The sequence below is a fragment of the Ruegeria sp. HKCCA5426 genome (assembly GCF_013034585.1).
GTDB lineage: Bacteria > Pseudomonadota > Alphaproteobacteria > Rhodobacterales > Rhodobacteraceae > Ruegeria.
Genome location: NZ_WQGH01000006.1, coordinates 14,674 through 32,134, shown reverse-complemented (window position 1 = coordinate 32,134; position 17,461 = coordinate 14,674). Strand labels below are relative to the sequence as shown.

The 17,461-nt window shown below is 52.4% G+C and carries 13 protein-coding genes; 7 read left to right on the top strand and 6 right to left on the bottom strand.

Annotation, left to right across the window (positions count from 1 at the left end; all coding sequences use genetic code 11):
• Window positions 1-315 precede the first annotated feature (315 nt).
• Window positions 316-2,436 (bottom strand): glycosyltransferase family 2 protein, encoded by a 2,121-nt coding sequence (locus GOV87_RS11695; protein ID WP_171211882.1) that lies wholly within the window; start codon window positions 2,434-2,436, stop codon window positions 316-318.
• Window positions 2,433-3,335, bottom strand: coding sequence for an FkbM family methyltransferase (locus GOV87_RS11690; protein WP_171123312.1), 903 nt, complete (start codon window positions 3,333-3,335; stop codon window positions 2,433-2,435). Before GOV87_RS11690 ends, GOV87_RS11695 begins: the two co-directional genes overlap by 4 nt.
• Window positions 3,336-3,582: 247 nt before the next feature.
• Here GOV87_RS11690 and GOV87_RS11685 point away from each other — a divergent pair, with 247 nt between their 5' ends.
• Window positions 3,583-3,909: a hypothetical protein gene (locus tag GOV87_RS11685; protein WP_171123310.1), complete on the top strand. Its 327-nt coding sequence runs from the start codon at window positions 3,583-3,585 to the stop codon at window positions 3,907-3,909.
• Window positions 3,910-4,590: 681 nt separating this feature from the next.
• Here the strand turns inward: GOV87_RS11685 and GOV87_RS11680 are convergent.
• Window positions 4,591-5,538, bottom strand: a complete 948-nt coding sequence (locus GOV87_RS11680; protein WP_371813500.1) for a sulfatase-like hydrolase/transferase — start codon at window positions 5,536-5,538, stop codon at window positions 4,591-4,593.
• 366 nt (window positions 5,539-5,904) lie between these two features.
• Here GOV87_RS11680 and GOV87_RS11675 point away from each other — a divergent pair, with 366 nt between their 5' ends.
• The 5 genes from GOV87_RS11675 to GOV87_RS11655 all read left to right on the top strand — a co-directional run bounded on the left by GOV87_RS11675 (window position 5,905) and on the right by GOV87_RS11655 (window position 12,191).
• The gene (locus tag GOV87_RS11675; RefSeq protein ID WP_371813499.1) at window positions 5,905-7,605 is read left to right on the top strand and encodes an ATP-binding protein; all 1,701 of its coding nucleotides are present in this window, start codon (window positions 5,905-5,907) and stop codon (window positions 7,603-7,605) included.
• Window positions 7,602-8,942 carry a sigma-54 dependent transcriptional regulator gene (locus tag GOV87_RS11670; RefSeq protein ID WP_171211879.1) on the top strand — a complete coding sequence of 447 codons (1,341 nt, stop codon included), beginning with the start codon at window positions 7,602-7,604 and terminating at the stop codon, window positions 8,940-8,942. Before GOV87_RS11675 ends, GOV87_RS11670 begins: the two co-directional genes overlap by 4 nt.
• Window positions 8,943-9,067: 125 nt before the next feature.
• Window positions 9,068-10,078: a TRAP transporter substrate-binding protein DctP gene (dctP, locus tag GOV87_RS11665; protein ID WP_171211878.1), complete on the top strand. Its 1,011-nt coding sequence runs from the start codon at window positions 9,068-9,070 to the stop codon at window positions 10,076-10,078.
• A gap of 68 nt (window positions 10,079-10,146) precedes the next feature.
• Entirely contained in the window at window positions 10,147-10,779 is a 633-nt protein-coding gene (locus GOV87_RS11660) for a TRAP transporter small permease subunit (RefSeq protein ID WP_171211877.1), read from the top strand.
• Window positions 10,780-10,790: 11 nt separating this feature from the next.
• On the top strand, window positions 10,791-12,191 hold the full coding sequence (locus GOV87_RS11655) for a TRAP transporter large permease (protein WP_171211876.1): 1,401 nt from the start codon (window positions 10,791-10,793) through the stop codon (window positions 12,189-12,191).
• A 627-nt stretch (window positions 12,192-12,818) separates the two neighbouring features.
• On the opposite strand, the gene GOV87_RS11650 is transcribed toward GOV87_RS11655, so the two are convergent.
• Window positions 12,819-13,019: a topoisomerase DNA-binding C4 zinc finger domain-containing protein gene (locus GOV87_RS11650; protein ID WP_171211875.1), complete on the bottom strand. Its 201-nt coding sequence runs from the start codon at window positions 13,017-13,019 to the stop codon at window positions 12,819-12,821.
• A gap of 33 nt (window positions 13,020-13,052) precedes the next feature.
• Complete coding sequence (locus GOV87_RS11645) at window positions 13,053-13,214, bottom strand: hypothetical protein (RefSeq protein WP_171211874.1); 162 nt, start codon at window positions 13,212-13,214, stop codon at window positions 13,053-13,055.
• A gap of 252 nt (window positions 13,215-13,466) precedes the next feature.
• Here GOV87_RS11645 and GOV87_RS11640 point away from each other — a divergent pair, with 252 nt between their 5' ends.
• Complete coding sequence (locus GOV87_RS11640; RefSeq protein ID WP_171211873.1) at window positions 13,467-15,077, top strand: hypothetical protein; 1,611 nt, start codon at window positions 13,467-13,469, stop codon at window positions 15,075-15,077.
• 545 nt (window positions 15,078-15,622) lie between these two features.
• Here the strand turns inward: GOV87_RS11640 and GOV87_RS11635 are convergent.
• Window positions 15,623-17,383 (bottom strand): adenylate/guanylate cyclase domain-containing protein, encoded by a 1,761-nt coding sequence (locus GOV87_RS11635; protein WP_171211872.1) that lies wholly within the window; start codon window positions 17,381-17,383, stop codon window positions 15,623-15,625.
• Window positions 17,384-17,461 lie beyond the last annotated feature (78 nt).

Sequence of the window (17,461 nt, the reverse complement as noted above, 5' to 3'; positions counted from 1 at the left end):
TGCCCCCGTTCAGATCACACGCGTCTTGCTAGTTTGTCTTGCTGTCTGCACGTCAGCGGTGACCTCCCCCAGACAGAGTGAGAGGCCGATAGCAGTCATGGCTGAGTAAAGTCGGATATAGGGTTAAGTAATTGAAAAAGAATGATAAGTGAGAATGCTCAAAGTGGCAGCGGTCAAGACCAAACACCACTCACGGGTTACGCTTGAGTCGACACGCACCGATGTTTCTATTGGGTGATGAAGGCTTTGTACCGCTTAAGTTCGCGGCGTCTGCATCGAACCGAGGCTTGGTCGAACCCTGGTGGATAAACCAGTTCAGTCTCCTGTACCCAATTTAGCCAGGATAGAGGCCCGCATTTCTGCAAAAACCAGATTCCCTTTCAATTCTTCGATTTTTTTCCGCCGCCATTCCACCCCTTTGTCATGAAGAGCTTTGATCTCTGGATCCGCGAGCAGCGCATCCATTTCCGCCAGCATGCGGTCACGGTGGCGCAAGATACTGGAGTCCTTGGCGCCTGATCTATTCATTTTTGCCCAGTAGTCCATGTCCATTGTCTGCCTATAGTGGTTGACTCGTCCGCGGTCACGCTTAACGAGGAACGCGTCGACAGACCCAACAGCGTAATGGTTTATCTGGGCCACCTCATAGGAAAAGCTGCTGACTGGGCGCGTCAGGTTGTCGTCCTCCCCTAATATCCGCCCGTCGGGTGACATCCAGACGAAATCGGCACCCTCCACGACAATAGGGCCGTGGGTGCCGAACCGCTCGATATCATTAGTTGGCCGGAACAGCGTTTTTGCAAATCTGTTTTCCATGCCGCCGTCGCCGATGGAGCGTTCACTATCAAAGAATGTGTTGGTAACCAGCTGATCGGCATATTCGATTACATCGCCGCACCCAAAAAGCTTCCAGGTCACAGGAATGGCATCAGCACCCGGAAGACTGTCAATCAATTCATCTACGGTGCCGTTGCCGATGTGAATATTCAGAAACTCGTCTATGTCAGAAACCAGAACCCAGTCCGCCTGTTCTGCATCCAGATGCTCGCGTGCATATTTCAATGCGCTTTTCTGCGGTCCCCGGCGCAAAACGCGGTTTTCCTCATGCGACAGGTATCCTCTCGCTTGCAGCGCCTCCAGAAGCTGGACTGTGTGGTCGCTGCAATCGTTAGTATACACGAGAAAATTATTAAAGCCGATGGCGCGATGATACGCTATCCACTCCAGAATAAATGAAGCCTCGTTTTTCATTGCGGTTACAATCAGCTTTTGTCGGTCCGCATTGTGGTGTCTGCTTAGGGGAACCAGCGGTGGCCGCCCCCCCCTACCGCCGAAAACGGCTGACATCGCGTCTTGCAAGGGCGAATACTCCTCAAGCGCCCCGCTACTGATGCTGCGATCCTCTTTCCAACCAGTATTCAAGTTTCGAAAATGCCAAAGTTCAAAATCTGGGTCGACCGGGTCCCGGCGGCTCTGAATGAAATGGGTAAGCCACTGTCGCCCCGCCTGCGACCCTGCAGGAGCGACAGCATATTTCCTGTTGGACTTCGGCTTGCCGCTTTTGGTGACGAACCCATGATGTCGGTGCCGTCGCAAAAATTCGCCTCTGGTGTCGCTGACATACACCCAACGAGCGTCGGCTCGGACATAACCGCTTTCACTTTCAGCAGTTGCGTCAAAGATCGAACGGCCTGATTTCGAATGGAAAAGCTCATCGACATCAGTGTTTATGACAGCTCGCGCAGCCCCCAGAAAACGGCGACGAAAAAGCTCTGCCAGCGAACGCTGCAGAAACAAGGCATTGTCATATTTTTCTTCCGTGGGGCCAAACCGGTACCGGGCCCGAACCACTGTTGCCTGCTCTATGCCCTCGACTGCGGAGATGGCGCGAACCAGTTCGTCACGGCTGTACTTAGTCGACACGTTGTCCGCGAAAACAACCGCGTTTGCCCCATGAACTTTATGATTGTAATACAGCCAATCCTGAATCCACGATAGCTCGTTGTTCTTGGAAAGAGCGAACAGCGCATTGGTGTCGCGATACGCCTCAACAAAAGACGCGCCAACAGGAATATTACCACCAAACCTGTCATGGCTGAGTGTCAGCACGGCAGGCTTTGCGCCTGCTGTTGGCAACGAAACGACGGAACATCTTGAGAGCTTCTCAACAGCTAGCGGCTTAACCGGTATCCCATCTAAGCGGAAATCCGTGTCTTCAAGGAGACGTTTCAGATTAAAAAGCCGTGGCCCAAGCAGGACGACCTGAGTTCCGGTTTGATCAAGAAAACAATCGTAGAAAAGTGTCTTTTGGTCGTATCTTTTATAATAGCTTTCCGGGTCAGCAATATCTTCGTGGATATCCCGGCGAATTAGTTGGTTGTCATCATAGGGTAAAAAAAACCCCGAAAGTTCAATGTCTTGCACTGTCAGGGTCATGAATGATTAAGCTTCTTTAAGGGGTCAGCCTTTACGCGGTTCGGCAGCATATCGACGTATTTGTCTAAGACGCTGGCGTCCAAGCTATTGCGCTTGCGGAGTGCCTCAAGGCATTTGAGTGTGACATCGAAACTTTCCACTACAGCGTCCGCTAGTATGGCAGCGCAGCAAAGCTGCTCATTTGAAACGGCCTCGACGTCCCGTAGATTCATCAGGAAGACACAATCGCCATCTAAAAGCTGGCTGCCAAAGCGTCTTTTCCTGAGATAGCCGATATGAGAATTGTGAATGGGGTTGGACTTCAGCGACATGAACTTGTGAATTGAGAACCCCATGCTACGAAGCACCCTTATTTGTTCGTCAAAAAGGTGTTCACCCTCATAGAGCTCATAAAACCGGACTTCCGAAATGATCATGACCGCATCACGAAGCTTCTCGCGGCCATTCTCGAAAATGTCGACCTCGGCGCCTTGAACGTCGATTTTCAACAGGTCCAAATTAGTAATTTCTTCGATGTCGTCCAGCCGCGACGTCCGCATTTTAACAGAATCTAGCCGCTTCGCCGCACGCTTGGAGCGGCCCAGAAACGCACGGGTCTTTTCACTTAATGATAAAACGGAAGACAAGCCGGACCCGGAATATATATTCAGCTCAGCCTCTGTTCCGTTCCCCAACGCTAAAGGGAAGTAAGTTTCATTGTCCCCTTTGATCTTAAGCAGCTCCTGATAGGCGCTTTCTTGCGGTTCGAAACCGACCACATCGCATAACCCTTGGGTCATCAATGGTTTATAGGCTGGGTCTTCCAAAGGGTTTGCGCCGACATCAACGACAACGGGGTTTCGCTCAATAGGCAGAACCTCGTGCAAGAATGACCATCGTTCCGCCTGTGCTTGTATCATTTGGTTACTGTCTTTTTCAAATACGCGAGTTCCCAGTACTTCGACAAAATGGCTAGATCAAGCCGCGCCTTCTTGCAAGGAATCTCAAAGGCTGCGATGGTGAAGGTGCCTGTGCCTCATTGCGGAACTGCACAACGTCGCGCTTAAAGTGTTGGTGTCTGCGAATAGAGGGTTGGCTTCGACACGACTAACAGTTGGTTCTGAAAGCGGGCGCGACTGCCGTGCAAAAAATCAAAAGCAGAATATTATGAAGCAGACTTCAAGCGTCAAAGTTAAGATTACTGTTTTTCCGTATAATAGGAGGCATAAATCGACCGTAAGTGAAATTGATATGCCCTATAGTAAGGCTGACGAGATGACTTTCGAAATGTTAAATTCTGGAATTGCGGGGGCCGATGCATTTTCGCGCTGCCTGCGAGAGTTTCATTTTCCGATTTCCGGAAAAACCTTAAGCTTCATGCAGGAAGAGTTCCCAAATCTGGCCCTTACCAATTCCTTAAATTCTCATCTTGAGGGCAATGACGATCTTGAGGGAACAGTGTCCCTGTACTTCCCGAATCCTGTTTCAATGTGATGCCGGCACACTCGTCGAGAGTACCGCAAAGTGCAGTATAGTTGTCCTTCGGGTGTTGATAGACGAAATCGAACCAACCTAGCTTTCTTCAAAAACAGTGAACTAATACGGAACAAAGCTCGCGCCCCTCCGCAATAACGGTGGTGAATTTCTGCAGACTTCGCATACACCCGAAAAGTGACATGGCCCGGCCTCTTCGTCGGAAAGAGTGGGCGGCGTTCTTAAATGGGTTGTTGAGTGATCTGCCTGTGCATTGTTTTTCCGGGCAGCAATTTCGGGGAGTGCTGCTTTGAAAGATAAAAACGTTGTTATTAAAGGGGATTACTGCGAGAGATACCTAAAACACGCCATCCATCCACCCTTCGTGAACGATGTCTATTTCAGGAAGCGATTTCCAGCCTTCCTTCAATGAGTATACAAAATGCCCGAAGACGCCGGCAGTTCGGTTTTCGCCACCTGTCGACGACCGTTTTTTGATAGTCGAAATACTTCGAGTTGGGAGAAAGACGTCCACGTCCCGTTCAACATAGTTTGAGAAAATGGCACGCCCTTCACCTAGAGTGATGCCTAGGCCGGCGAGATTTGCAATCGAAGACGGAATGTCCACAAGCTGAACCAATAAATCGGATGCCTTAAGCGGGTTTGTTCCGTCTCCCACAGGTTTCAATAGCAGAAGTGCATCTAATACCCCAGGAACTCCACTGAGGTCAGGTTGTGACCCAACTGATCATATTCCGCCTGCACTGCAAGTGGCAGTTCTTCGATTGGATTGCCCGCCTTGGCATCTGAAATCTCACCGTGGTCGCTTTGAAAGACAATGATCGACGAATTATAGCGTTCCATTTCCTTTAGTTTTTCGACTATTCGCGCCATTAAACGCGTCGCACATTCGGCTTGCTCAAAATAACTTGTTTCTTCTTGGATCGAACAATCCCCTGACCGAACATATGGACCATGCGGAAGAATGAGGTGGACATAGTTATAGTGCCCATTGGGCGCCCGATCTGGTTCATCTTGAAGGAATTTTTCCACCAATGGAACGGACAGGCGTTTGTAATGGCTATAAGCATTTTCTCCGTTCCAAAGGTACCTGCTCATCATTGCATGAACTTCTTGCCGCAGAGGTTCTGGCGTAGCACGGACGGCAGATACCAACATAAATGTCTTACCAACCTGTTCTTGGAATTCATCGCTTGTCGCATAGACTTGAGAAGCATTTGAATGAGACCAGAAACGGGTGCGATTTGGGCTATACGACGAGGTCTTACAACCAGCCTGGCGCAACATTTCGCTCAAACCACCAATCTTGGCCTCGGTCTGCAATTCTATTACCGAGCCCGATCTGTATGTTTTCCCGGTCAGGTAGCTGGGAACTGATAGGTCAGTAAACGGGTAATGCGCCATCGCCTTGGGAAAGTACGTAAAATCATTTAGATATTCCCGCAAATCAACAACTTCTGACATGGCGGGAAAAGTCCGACCTGAATAGGCGTCAAATACAATGTGATAGATATTTGGAAGAGTTGACCCCGTGCTGTTTACAACGGCATCGCCTGCAACTTCCGGGGACTTTTCCGGACACTGCGTGGGTTTCGCGCTAAAGCGTGAACATCGTGAGCTTCCAGCCAAGGGTTATCTTTTCCTCCAACGGCGTGACCCCATAAATCGCATAGCGGATCCGGCCGAGGCAGGGGCATGCTTTGCAGAGCATTGCTGCGCTTGTTTTGGAAGTGGTGGGAGGCTGGGACCGGACTTCGCCCGCGCCAAATTCGAAGGTCCGCTTCGGGTCGAAATCTGCTTGCGGAATTCACATAGTTGTTTCGGCATGTTCGTTCATGGCATCGCGTTCTCAAACTACTCGGTCATTCTTGTTTGGCCTCAACATCCAAATGTCGAATTAGAATTCTTGGGATGGACGGTTAAAACCTACTGTGATCCTATGCTGTCGCAGTTCATGGGCATTCAATGCGATCAGCTTCGTATATCGTAGGTGTTTTGGTAGCCATTGCCGCCAGCATTGGCCTTTATTTGGTTTCTTACCAGTACTTCGTTTCGGAGGAGCTTTCGAAAGCTCAGGGCCGGCTCTCTCTTTACCAAAGCTCGGTAAACAGCGAACTCGAACGATTTTCCCACCTCACATATGTGCTGTCACAGGATTCCTTTGTAATTGGAACAGCTGAAGGAGACGGCACCGGAACTTTAAACCGGCGCCTTGAGGATTTTGCGGAGCAGGCAGGACTGGATGCGATCTACCTGATGGACGAAGACGGGATCACGATTTCCGCATCGAACCACCGCGACACAGGGAGCTTTGTTGGCCAGAACTACGCTTTCCGTCCTTATTTCCAAACTGCCATTTCTGGTGAACAGGGCCGCTTTTATGCCATCGGGGCAACAACTGGTCTGCCAGGCTACTTCATCGCCAACGCTGTGCTTGACGACCAGGGAGCTTCAACTGGCGTCATAGCGATTAAAATCGATTTCACTAATCTTCAGGAAAGTTGGAAGCACTCGGGCGAACAGGTTCTTTTGGCCAATGAAGACGGCGTCGTTTTGCTTTCTTCGAACTCAGATTGGCAATATCGCGCGTTGACGCCATTGTCAGAACCACAGCAAGAACGGATTCGAAATGCCAGGCAGTTTCCGGGGCAAGACTTAGATGCGTTGGATTGGGTTGAGTTGCCGGGAGATCAGGCCAGAATTGCGGGGACGAAGCGCCTGCATCTTGCAGCAACAGATTTACCCCATGGCTGGTCGCTTCACTATTTTTCAAGTGACGATCAGGCCGTTGCGCGCAGTTGGCTTGTAACTGCAGTTTTTGTCCTTTTTGCGGGGCTCACATTTATCTTTTTCCAGATACAACGCGCAAGACGCGTAAGCGCGGCCTTGGCGCGGTCCGAAGAGGAAGAAGCAAAGCTACGCGAGGCAAACGAAAGGCTTGCCGTCGAAATCGACGACCGCAAGACAGCCGAGCGAAGCCTCAAACGCACCCAGGGCGAGTTGGAGCGCGCAAGCCGACTGGCGGCTCTGGGGCAACTATCGGCGTCGGTCACGCATGAGCTGGGCCAGCCCATCGCTGCGATACGCAATCACCTGGTGGCATCAGAGATCTCATCTTCCGGTGAGACCAAGCTGCCGCAAAAAATCGGAAGCCTGGTTGACAGGATGGAAGGGATCACGCGCCAATTGCGGTTTTTTGCACGGTCAGAGAGTGAGGCGTTCGATGACGTAGACCTATCCAATTCGGTTAACGCCGCGTTGGCTCTGGTTGCGCCAAACATCGAGCAGGGCAAGGTGAAAATCTCAGTTAATGCGCCGACGGATCCGGCTTTTGTCCGAGGCAGCGCCCTGCGGATCGAACAGGTCATCACTAATCTTTTGCGCAATGCGATTGACGCGATGGACGAAGTGGATGCACCTGAAATCCATATCGCTGTCATAGCTACTGATGATGAAGCGGTGTTGGAAATTCAGGACAACGGTCACGGGTTGGGCGAGGCAACGCTGGCTGAGTTGCAAGAGCCATTTGTAACCACAAGAGAGAGCGGGAGAGGCATGGGCTTGGGACTGGCCATTTCCACCAGCATTATCAAAGATCACGATGGCACAATGACGGCCCGAAATCGTGATGGCGGTGGAACAATTTTCTGTGTCACCTTCCCGATAGCCTCAATTACTGAAGAAGCGAACGAATGACCCAACCGCAACCCTTCAAAGTCTTGGTCGTTGATGATGATAAATCGATGCGACAATCTCTTGTTGAGTTGCTCGAAGTCGCTGGCTGGACTGTCAACGCTTTGCCACGCGCGACCCAAGTGACGGAACATCTGGCCCACACCTCGCCCGATGTCATTCTGTCCGATGTGCGTATGCCCGGCATGTCGGGACTTGAATTGCTGGCTAGCCTGGACAGGCATGTGGCGCCTCCGGTGGTATTGATTTCTGCACATGGCGACATCCCGATGGCGGTTCAGGCCATACAGGACGGGGCATACGGGTTCATCGAAAAGCCATATGAACCTCGGCGATTGCTGACGGTGCTGAGGCACGCGGCTGAACAAAACCGCATGCGAAAAAGCAATGCACGCCTTAAAGATAGGCTGTTCAAACTGTCAGGCCTTGACCGCATCCTGCTGGGACAAACCGACGCCATTACAGACTTGCGACAAGACGTACTTGACCTTGCCGATACTTCGGTTGCGGTTTTGTTGCAGGGGGATACCGGCACCGGGAAAGAGCTGGTTGCCCGTGCTTTACATGATTTGGGCCGTTCGCCGGAAGCACCGTTTCTTGCGCTGAACTGCGCCGCGTTGTCGACCGATACGTTTGAGACGGAAATGTTCGGTGTCGCGGGTAAATCCGACGGAAGGCTTGTGGCAGCATCGGGTGGGACCTTGTTTCTGGATGAAATCTGCTCGTGCCCACCAGCGGTGCAGGCCAAGCTATTAAGAGTCATCGAAGATCAGCAGGTGCTGCCGGTGGGGGCTGTGTCGCCGGTGCCGGTAAACTTCAGGGTCGTGTCGGCAACCAACGAAGACGTTGTACTAGCAGCCGAGGAAGGCCGCCTGCGTCGGGACCTTTTGTTTCGATTGAATACCGTTGTCCTGTCTCTGCCTCCTTTGCGTCAAAGACGGGATGATCTTGTTTTGTTGGCAACGCATTTCTTGAGCGAATACGCGCAGGTTTATGAGATAGACGCGCCAGAACTTGATCAGGACGATTTGGCCGCCCTGCTTGCACATAGCTGGCCCGGGAATGTACGTGAATTGCGCCATGTCTGCGAACGGCGTATTTTGGCGGCCCGACGCGGAGGAGGGTCGGTGGCGCAGGCGATCCAAAGCGATCAGCACTTCGACGAAGTGCCGGATACGCTGCGCGAAGCGGTTGCCGCTTTTGAACGTGAACTCATCGGCAAAGCTATCAAGGCGCACAAAGGCCGAATGGATGCCGCCGCCGAAGCGCTTGGGATCGGCCGCCGGACACTCAACGAAAAGATCGTCAAACTCGGTCTCGATAAAGAGGCGCTGTTGTAGGAGAAATCACTCTGCGGATATCCGCAGGCACTCCGAAACTTCGCGCGCATTTTCCTTCATAGGCAGGCTGCTGCGCATCCTGAATACTCTGCCCAAACACATTGCGTGATCTGGGAGGAGCCACTATGCGCAAACATCTTAACCGGGCGGCCATTGCCGCCCTGTCGCTGACCGTTGCATCCGAAGCACTGGCCGTTGAATGGAACGTTTCCCTGTGGGGCAAGCGTCGTGCTTTCACTGAACATGTCGAAAAGCTGGCCGAATTGGTAAACGAAAAGACCAACGGCGAGTTCACCCTGAACATCAGCTATGGCGGCCTGTCGAAGAACAAGGAAAACCTCGACGGTATCTCGATCGGTGCATTTGAAATGGCCCAGTTCTGTGCCGGGTATCACCGAGACAAGAACCCCTCGATCACGGTTCTGGAACTGCCATTTCTGGGTGTGACATCGCTGGACCAAGAGGTCGACCTGTCGATGGCTGTCTACCAACACCCGGCCGTTGTCGAGGATCTGGCCCGCTGGGACGCAACCTTGCTGATGCCTTCGCCGCTGCCGCAGTACAACCTTGTTGGCGTCGGTGAAGCACCTAAGTCCCTAACCGATTTCGAAGGTCTGAGCGTTCGGGCGACTGGCGGCATCGGCAAAGCGATGGAGACGGTTGGGGCAGTTCCGACCTCGATGTCCGCATCTGAAGTGCGTCAGGCAATGGATAGTGGCATCGTCAAAGCGGTCAGCTTTGCGCCACACGCGCATATGTCCTTTGGCACCATTGAAAATGGCACGTGGTGGACGACGAACCTCAATCCCGGCACCGTTAACTGCCCTGTCGTGGTGAACACGCTGGCGCTGGAAGATCTGTCTGACGAACACCGCGAAGCTCTGCTGGGATCGGTGGAGGAGGCATTGGACCACTACGTGAGCCACTACCAGACCAAAACGATGGAAGCGTGGGGCCCTGAGCTGGATCAACGCGGCATCGAACGAGTCACTTTCAGCGATGAAGAAATCGCAGCGTTTAAAGAAGCCGCTGCCGCCCCCGCGGCCGAGGCCTGGATCGCAGAAAACACCGAGCGAGGCGTGCCAGCACAAGAGCTTTATGACCTTGTGACTGGCAAGATCGCAAACGGGAGCTAATCCACTCACAACCCGGCGTCAGCTTAATTGGCGTCGGGTGCCGTTTCCCCTGACAGCGGAGTAAAACGATGGCCGGGTCATCCCTGGTGCTGTCTGACGACAGCCGTCTCAGCATTCTCGATCAACGCCTCTACAAACTGGAAAGCTTTCTGGCTCTGATCAGCGGTCTTGCAGTCTTCTCGCTGATGGTCATGGCCGTAGTCTCTGTTGGTGGTCGGAATTTTGCCAATGCGCCACTTCCTGGTTACGTGGACTGGATCGAGCAAGCCATGCCGTTAATCGCCTTCATGGGGATTTCCTATGCGCAGCGTGATGGCGGTCATATCCGAATGGACATGGTTGTTGGAGCGCTTAGAGGCCGGACGCTCTATATCGTTGAGTTCGTCACAACCGCTATCATTCTGGCGCTGGTCGTATTGCTGATCTGGGGGAGCTGGGCGCATTTCGCACGCAGCTTTGACTTTGGTGCTCCACTCTGGAGCCGCGACAGCTCGATCGACATAGGTATCCCGTTGTGGCCCGCAAAGCTGTTGGCCCCAGTCGCTTTTAGCGTGCTTTGCCTAAGGCTTGCCCTACAGCTCTGGGCCTATGGGCGCGCGATCCGGCACCCCGGTCAGGCACCTATTGCCGTCCCGCTGATAGCCGATGCAGCCACTCAAGCTGCAATGGAAGCCGAGCACGTCTCGGGCCACGACAACTGAGGTTAAATCTGATGGAACCCATTGATATTGGTCTGATTGTCTCGGGCGGTATGCTTGTTCTTGTGGTGCTGGGGATGCGCGTGGCCTTCGCCGCCGCGACAGCTGGCATGGTTGGTTTGATCTGGATCTTCTGGGCCAAGTTTGGGTACGACCCTGCGCGGTTCGGCAAAGCTGTGACTGTGGCCGTCAAAACAGCAGGGCAGGTGCCACACTCCAAGATTTCGAGCCAAGCGTTGAGCCTTATCCCGACCTTCATCCTGATTGGCTACCTCGCCTACTACGCGGGCCTGACCAAAGCACTGTTCGAAGCCGCGAAGCGTTGGCTGGCCTGGGTTCCCGGCGGGCTGGCGGTTTCGACCGTTTTCGCAACCGCTGGGTTTGCGGCCGTATCCGGTGCTTCGGTCGCCACTTCCGCTGTGTTCGCCCGTATCGCCATCCCTGAGATGCTGAAGATCGGCTACGACAAGCGTTTTGCTGCAGGTGTCGTCGCCGCAGGCGGTACGCTCGCCTCGCTCATTCCGCCTTCGGCCATTCTGGTTATATACGCGATTATTGTCGAGCAGGACGTGGGCAAACTGCTGTTGGCCGGGTTCATCCCGGGCATGTTCTCGGCGGTAATTTATGGCTTGCTGATCATTGGCATGGCCGTCGTTATCAAAGGATTTGGTCCCGCGGTCACCGGATTTACATGGAAAGAACGTTTCCTCTCCTTGCCACCCGCATTGCCCATCGTGATTGTCGTCGTCACCATCATCTTCTTTGTCTACAACCCGTTCGGCGGCGATGCCTGGGGAACGCCAACTGAGGGCGGCGCAATTGGAGCATTCGTGGTGTTCCTGATGGCGCTGAATCAGGGCATGCGCTGGTCCGAACTCAAAGACGCACTTTTGGAAACCGCCAAGCTGAGCGTGATGATTTTCACGATCATCTGGGGCGTTTTGGTTTACGTTCGTTTTCTTGGTTTCGCCGAACTGCCAAGTGCATTCTCCGACTGGATCACCTCGCTTGAGATGTCTCCGATGCTAATCCTGATCTGTATTCTTCTGGCTTACGCTGTACTGGGCATGTTTATGGATGCGATAGGTATGCTGCTGCTAACGTTGCCGGTAGTTTATCCCGCCGTCATGGCGTTGAACGGTGGTGAAGCCGTAAGTGCAGCTGATAGTACCTTCGGTATGTCCGGGCCTATGTGTGCCATCTGGTTCGGCATTCTGGTTGTCAAAATGGCCGAGTTTTGCCTCATCACGCCACCTATTGGGCTGAATTGCTTTGTCGTGGCCGGCGTTCGTGATGACCTAAGCGTTCAGGATGTTTTTAAAGGTGTAACGCCTTTCTTTCTGGCGGATGCTGCAACCATCGCGATGCTCGTTGCTTTCCCTGCTATCGTTCTGTGGCTTCCCGGACAAGTTTGAATCACATGGGATGATTTTGGAGTGCGGTTCGCCGGTGCAGCTAAGGCCTGCATCAATCAGCTGCGCTTAAGAATCATGACATTTGTTCAATGGCCGGTTTGGGCTGTCCGCGATCGGGAGCGGACACGATCCTGAGCAGATGCTGCACAGCCTCCGGTGTCCACAACGAGCTCTTTTTTCTTGATGCCACATTAAGCGCGAACGGTTATCGATCTTAATTTTGCAAAGATTGCCACGGCAAACCGAAGATTAGTCGCGACCTGACATCAAGTGGCACGGGCTGAAATAAAGACAGAAAGAAAACCTCAGGCGAACCTCTTCATTGAGCATGTCTATCCAAATTCTGCGGAAAAACATTGTATGTTTGCTGGTCCAGTGCACATGCACTGGATCAGTAAGTGCACTGTATTGTCATCTGTGCGAGGTTGCCCGATCGGCAGTGACAGATGGTCAACTATGACAGGGACTTTGGCTGAGGGCAGCGACAGTGGGAACGATCTTCATTGACCAGTTGCCTTCGTCTCGAAATTTGTTGCAATTCTACCAAATGCTGCCGGCCTGATTGGCATGCTCCTAATCGTCTTTTGCGGTAAGTAGGTTGAACAGCTTAGGACTGTTGTGATTTCTCTACTCGTATTTTGCTTTGCCAGAGCATCTCGGAAATTTCACACATCCCAGAAACTTTCTGTACCGCCCTTTGCGCTCGACCAGCCAACCGTCCTGACATTTGGGGCATGCCTGGTACTCTGAACCGCACGAGCATGTCGCGAAGGGATCTGTAGAGTTTCGGACAGGAAAACCAACACCACAGCTTTCACATGCCGGCAAACTGTTTCCGCAAAGCCTTGTATGCTCACACCTTTAATACATTCCGCCGTCTTGCTTGGGCACGGGGAATAGATGCCCTTGGCAATCTCCACAGGTTTGCGGTTCTGCGAATGCTTCGTGTTCTTTTTCGACGCCATATTCCTCGTCGTCCAGCAGTTCCTCAACAAATGCCGATTGACGGGCTGCCGAGCCCATGATGGTGAGTGTTTTCCTGCTCTCTGCTGAATATTGCTTGTGCGTCGAGCAGTGGATGTCTTTCCGTTGTCCCGTGATTTCAAGAAGAGATAATTCAAACGCAGAAATATGGCATGGTCGCTACACTGCTTAAAAAACCAACGGTCATCTTATAGGATCAAGCTTGTTTATCAAATTGCGCTGCGAATACATTTTACTGAGCATCTTCAGCTCGATTTCATCTCCTGGTATTTTCATCTTTTGGTATAGTGCATGACTAAATTGAACATTCTGACAATTGGCGTTGGCGTGCTGATTTGTTGTGGTTTTATCTTATCCAGAATCGCTGTACCGGTCTTGCTGGACGATGGCTTCATTGTTGACACATTGTTTTATGGAAATCTTGGCTGGCGTGGGTTCAACGGGCTGCAACCGGTTCTTGACTATCCTCATCATTATGGTGGAGGTTTCACGTCTTTCATCGTTTTGGCATTTAATTCTTTTGGGCCGACTTTAAAGGCGATCGATTACACATACGTATTGCTGTTCCTTTTTGCATTTATTTTTGGATCAACTGTACTGCTTGGACGCGTCTCAATAGATAACGCCATTATTCTTCTCACTTGCTCAGCCGCTATTATTCTCGGTGTTAATTGCATCGAAGATGGCTTTATAGATAAAATCAGCCACAGCTTTGCGTATAACCACATCGCGATCTGTTTGATGATGTTTCTGACTGTTTTTGCAGCAACAACTTCAAAATTAACGAAAATTCTTGAATTTTTGGTCAGCCTTTTCTGCGGCGGCGTTTTATTTTTTCTTATGATTATGAAAACACCTTTCTTACTGTTTTCGCTGTTCTATTTTCCGGCTGTATGGGTAAACAGAGGTAGGAGGATTTCTTTCTATACTGTTCTGGGATTTGTATCAGCAATATTTCTCTTTGATCCCGCATTAACCCGAACGGTCGAGTCAACTGAATTGCTATTTTCTAATGATTTTAGAAGTGCTGCGGGGGGGATACAGGGCCGCATCCTGCACGGGATTTACATTGTTCTTGCGGCGTCCCCAATACTTCTTGTTTGCGCGTCAAAGTGTTTAACGCTCTATCGCAACGACCCCACTGGAACGTCAAATTTCATATTTGCACTATCCACATGCACCCTCGGATATTTGGCCGCCAGCCTCTTTATGAATGGTTATGCCTACTTGAAACTGCTGCCGATATTGGTTGTGGTGTTGCTGCTTTTGTCGGAGCGTATTCGCGCGAGCAGCGCAGACACTTCCGCTTCGTCGGACCTAGTGGCCTTGGTTCTCGCAGCGCTGATCATTGCGCAAGGCGCGGTCGCTTCGATAAATTACGTCCGGATTTCTTCTGAACTGAAGGATTATTCCCTGATCGAGAAAGGTCCTGTCTCTATGTATGTGATGCCATATTTTTCGCCGGGAGAAAAAACCGGGGATACGCGGGAGGAAAGACTTTCAAATGCATCAGAAGCTTTGGCCGCTCGGAGAAAGAACGGCGATCCAGAGCGCGGGGCTGATTCCTATGTTATTTTTGCGGACGGCATTCAATTGCTTCAATCTGTGCCGGACGTTCAATCCAAACGTATCGTGTCCACCGGTGGAGGGTATGACTTCACACTCGCATTGGAAGCGCCACCTGTCGTCAGCTATCCTGTTTGGCCTTGGGACCGTGAAGCATCTGCTAATTCTCTTGACTTGGATGATGTAGACATCGTGTTGGAATCCATGGACCCTTACAGAGCCAATGTGTTTTCGAGCGATGCGATGGCCAAACTTGAAGACGAGTTTGAACTATGCCGGACGTCCAAGTTCTTCAAAATGCATATCTCCAAAAACACCGGTGAAAACTTTTGTTAACCATTTTTTAGTGGATATTACCCAAACTCCAGGGTTTCGCCTTCGCAAACCACAAAAAAGGGCAACCATGCTCACGTTTTTACCGAGCGGCCATGCTCATCTCCAACCGAATGTGTGACTGCCATCGGCACTTCTGGCCTGATGCAGGTAGACCGCTCCAGATTTAACAACAAGCGCCTGCTGTCGTTCCATGTCCTGATGGTCTGGCTGGGGTGGTAGGAATCCTTGCTGTCCGATGATTGTTATCGGCTTTTCAGCGAAGCCCGAGAAACTGGGGCGGTTTCGGGGGCATTTTGGCTGCTAGAGAGGCTGCCAACTAGACCGCTAGAGGACCGTCCACTGGCGCTGACGACCCACTGACGAGTCGTTCCGGGTGCTGAAGACTGGTTGCTGGTGCTGGCGGGTTGGGGCTTTAGTGGGGTGGTCGTTCAATCCTAGCGCAGTTAATGACTGTTGAGAGGCCTTGGAATACATTGCGCCTGGATAGGCCTGTCTCCGCCACGTTTGTCATCCAAAGATGACGGGCCTGGGTCATTGGACCAACTCTAAGGCTTAACACCAGCTTTCTTCAGGCCTTCGACCAGAAGAGCGTTGTGTTCGGGCAGGCGAAAGAGGACCAAGGTGCCGGAGATGATGCTACCTAGGAAGGCTGGGGCGAATTCTGCCAGCGCCCGCTCATGTGGCCAGCCAACTTCGGGGCGCCCGAGATGGGCAGCACTGGCGATCATAAGCGCCCGGCGGATCGGGGCGCGCGGCGTCATCTGAATGGCGCGTTCACCCCAACGTATAGCGTCTTCGAAATCCGCGTCGGCAAAGGCAGCCTGGGCGAGCGACAGGTATGCGTCCCCCACCCAGAGGTCAGTATCGCGTGGGGAAAGCTGAAGGGCAAGTTGGGCGTGCTCGCGCGCCTCTGTGGTTCGCCCCACCAAAGACTCATGCCAAGCCATGAAGAAGATGTTCCGAGCGAAGTTCGGGTTCAGTGTGAAGCCCAAGCTGAAGTCGGCATTAGCCCCGTCAAAATCGCCCCGGAAATGACGAACCATGCCGCGAACGCATAAGGCGCGTGGGTCGAGTTGACCGCCAATAAACAGGGGTTCGACGCTTTTCTCAGCTAGGCCCAGGTTTTCGGTGGGGTCCTCATCGAACTGGTATAGATAACGCATCAGGTAGGCAAACGCTTTGATCCAATGGGCCTGGACATTGCGCGGGTCGAGATCAATGGCGCGATCAGAGGCCGAGATGACCTCATCGAACTTATCCTGAGAGTAGAAGCCTCCTGCGTAGAAGATCGCCATTGCTCGTAGCGAGAGGTCGTAGGAGTTGAAGTCGATATCTCGAGACACAGACGCGCGATCTATTTCGGCAATGGATATCTGGGGGGCGATGGCGCCGACCACACTGCGTGTGATTTCGTCCTGCAGCGCGAAAATGTCGTCTAGCGTGCGGTCGTAGCGCTCGGCCCAAACATGGGCTCCATTTGTGCAGTCGATGAGTTGGGCAGTGATGCGTACGCGGTTTTGGGCTCGGCGGAGGCTGCCCTCTAGCATGTAGCGAACACCGAGTTCACGAGCGACATCTATATGGGTGACGGGACGGCCCCTGAACGAAAACGAGGAGTTGCGGGCGATGACGAAAAGCTCGGGAAAGCGCGAGAGCTCTGTGATGATGTCTTCAGAAACGCCGTCACAGAAGTATTCCTGTTCTGGGTCATTGGACATGTTCTGAAGGGGCAGGACAGCGATGGAGGGTTTGTCAGTGGGTTGCGATTGGTTTTGACTGAAATTAGATTCGCCCGCCATCGCCAATTTGTAGGCGCGAACTGGCTTGGGGATGTTTTTGAGCGCTAATTCGCCGAGGTCTATGATGTCGTGTTCGATTTTGCCTCGAACCTGCCGGTATGCGTCGTCAGACAGAATGACACCGCCTGGGTCTGCTACGCTTTCGAGCCTAGCGGCGAGATTGACGCCCTCACCGTAGATGTCGCCTTCGTCGAGGATCACGTCTCCAAGGTGCAGCCCAATGCGGAAACTGATCCGGCGGTCGGCGGGGCTCTCGCCTTCGGCGGCGAGGAGCGCCTTTTGGAGGGTCGCGGCAGCCTCTACGGCAGCAACGACAGAGCTGAACAGCGCAAGCAAACCATCTCCGGTAAGCTTGATGATCTCACCTCCGGCACTTTCAATGCCTGGATTGATGATATCTCGTCGCAGATTTTTGAGCCGAGCGAGAGTACCCGCTTCGTCGGTCGCCATAAGCCGTGAGTAGCCGACCATGTCGACGGCAAGTATGGCTGCGAGTCGGCGTGTCATGCGCAAGTCCTAAGAGCAATCTTCTTTTGAACCTAACAAGATCGGTAATGGTGTGCCAACGTTCGAATATGCTCGCGT

Excerpts from the sequence above, each read along its gene's own strand:
- GOV87_RS11685 (WP_171123310.1), top strand. The coding sequence starts at position 3,583 with ATGAAGCAGACTTCAAGCGTCAAAGTTAAGATTACTGTTTTTCCGTAT.
- dctP (WP_171211878.1), top strand. The coding sequence starts at position 9,068 with ATGCGCAAACATCTTAACCGGGCGGCCATTGCCGCCCTGTCGCTGACC.
- GOV87_RS11635 (WP_171211872.1), bottom strand. The coding sequence starts at position 17,383 with ATGACACGCCGACTCGCAGCCATACTTGCCGTCGACATGGTCGGCTAC.
- GOV87_RS11660 (WP_171211877.1), top strand. The coding sequence starts at position 10,147 with ATGGCCGGGTCATCCCTGGTGCTGTCTGACGACAGCCGTCTCAGCATT.
- GOV87_RS11670 (WP_171211879.1), top strand. The coding sequence starts at position 7,602 with ATGACCCAACCGCAACCCTTCAAAGTCTTGGTCGTTGATGATGATAAA.
- GOV87_RS11645 (WP_171211874.1), bottom strand. The coding sequence starts at position 13,214 with ATGGGCTCGGCAGCCCGTCAATCGGCATTTGTTGAGGAACTGCTGGAC.
- GOV87_RS11695 (WP_171211882.1), bottom strand. The coding sequence starts at position 2,436 with ATGACCCTGACAGTGCAAGACATTGAACTTTCGGGGTTTTTTTTACCC.
- GOV87_RS11655 (WP_171211876.1), top strand. The coding sequence starts at position 10,791 with ATGGAACCCATTGATATTGGTCTGATTGTCTCGGGCGGTATGCTTGTT.
- GOV87_RS11640 (WP_171211873.1), top strand. The coding sequence starts at position 13,467 with ATGACTAAATTGAACATTCTGACAATTGGCGTTGGCGTGCTGATTTGT.
- GOV87_RS11690 (WP_171123312.1), bottom strand. The coding sequence starts at position 3,335 with ATGATACAAGCACAGGCGGAACGATGGTCATTCTTGCACGAGGTTCTG.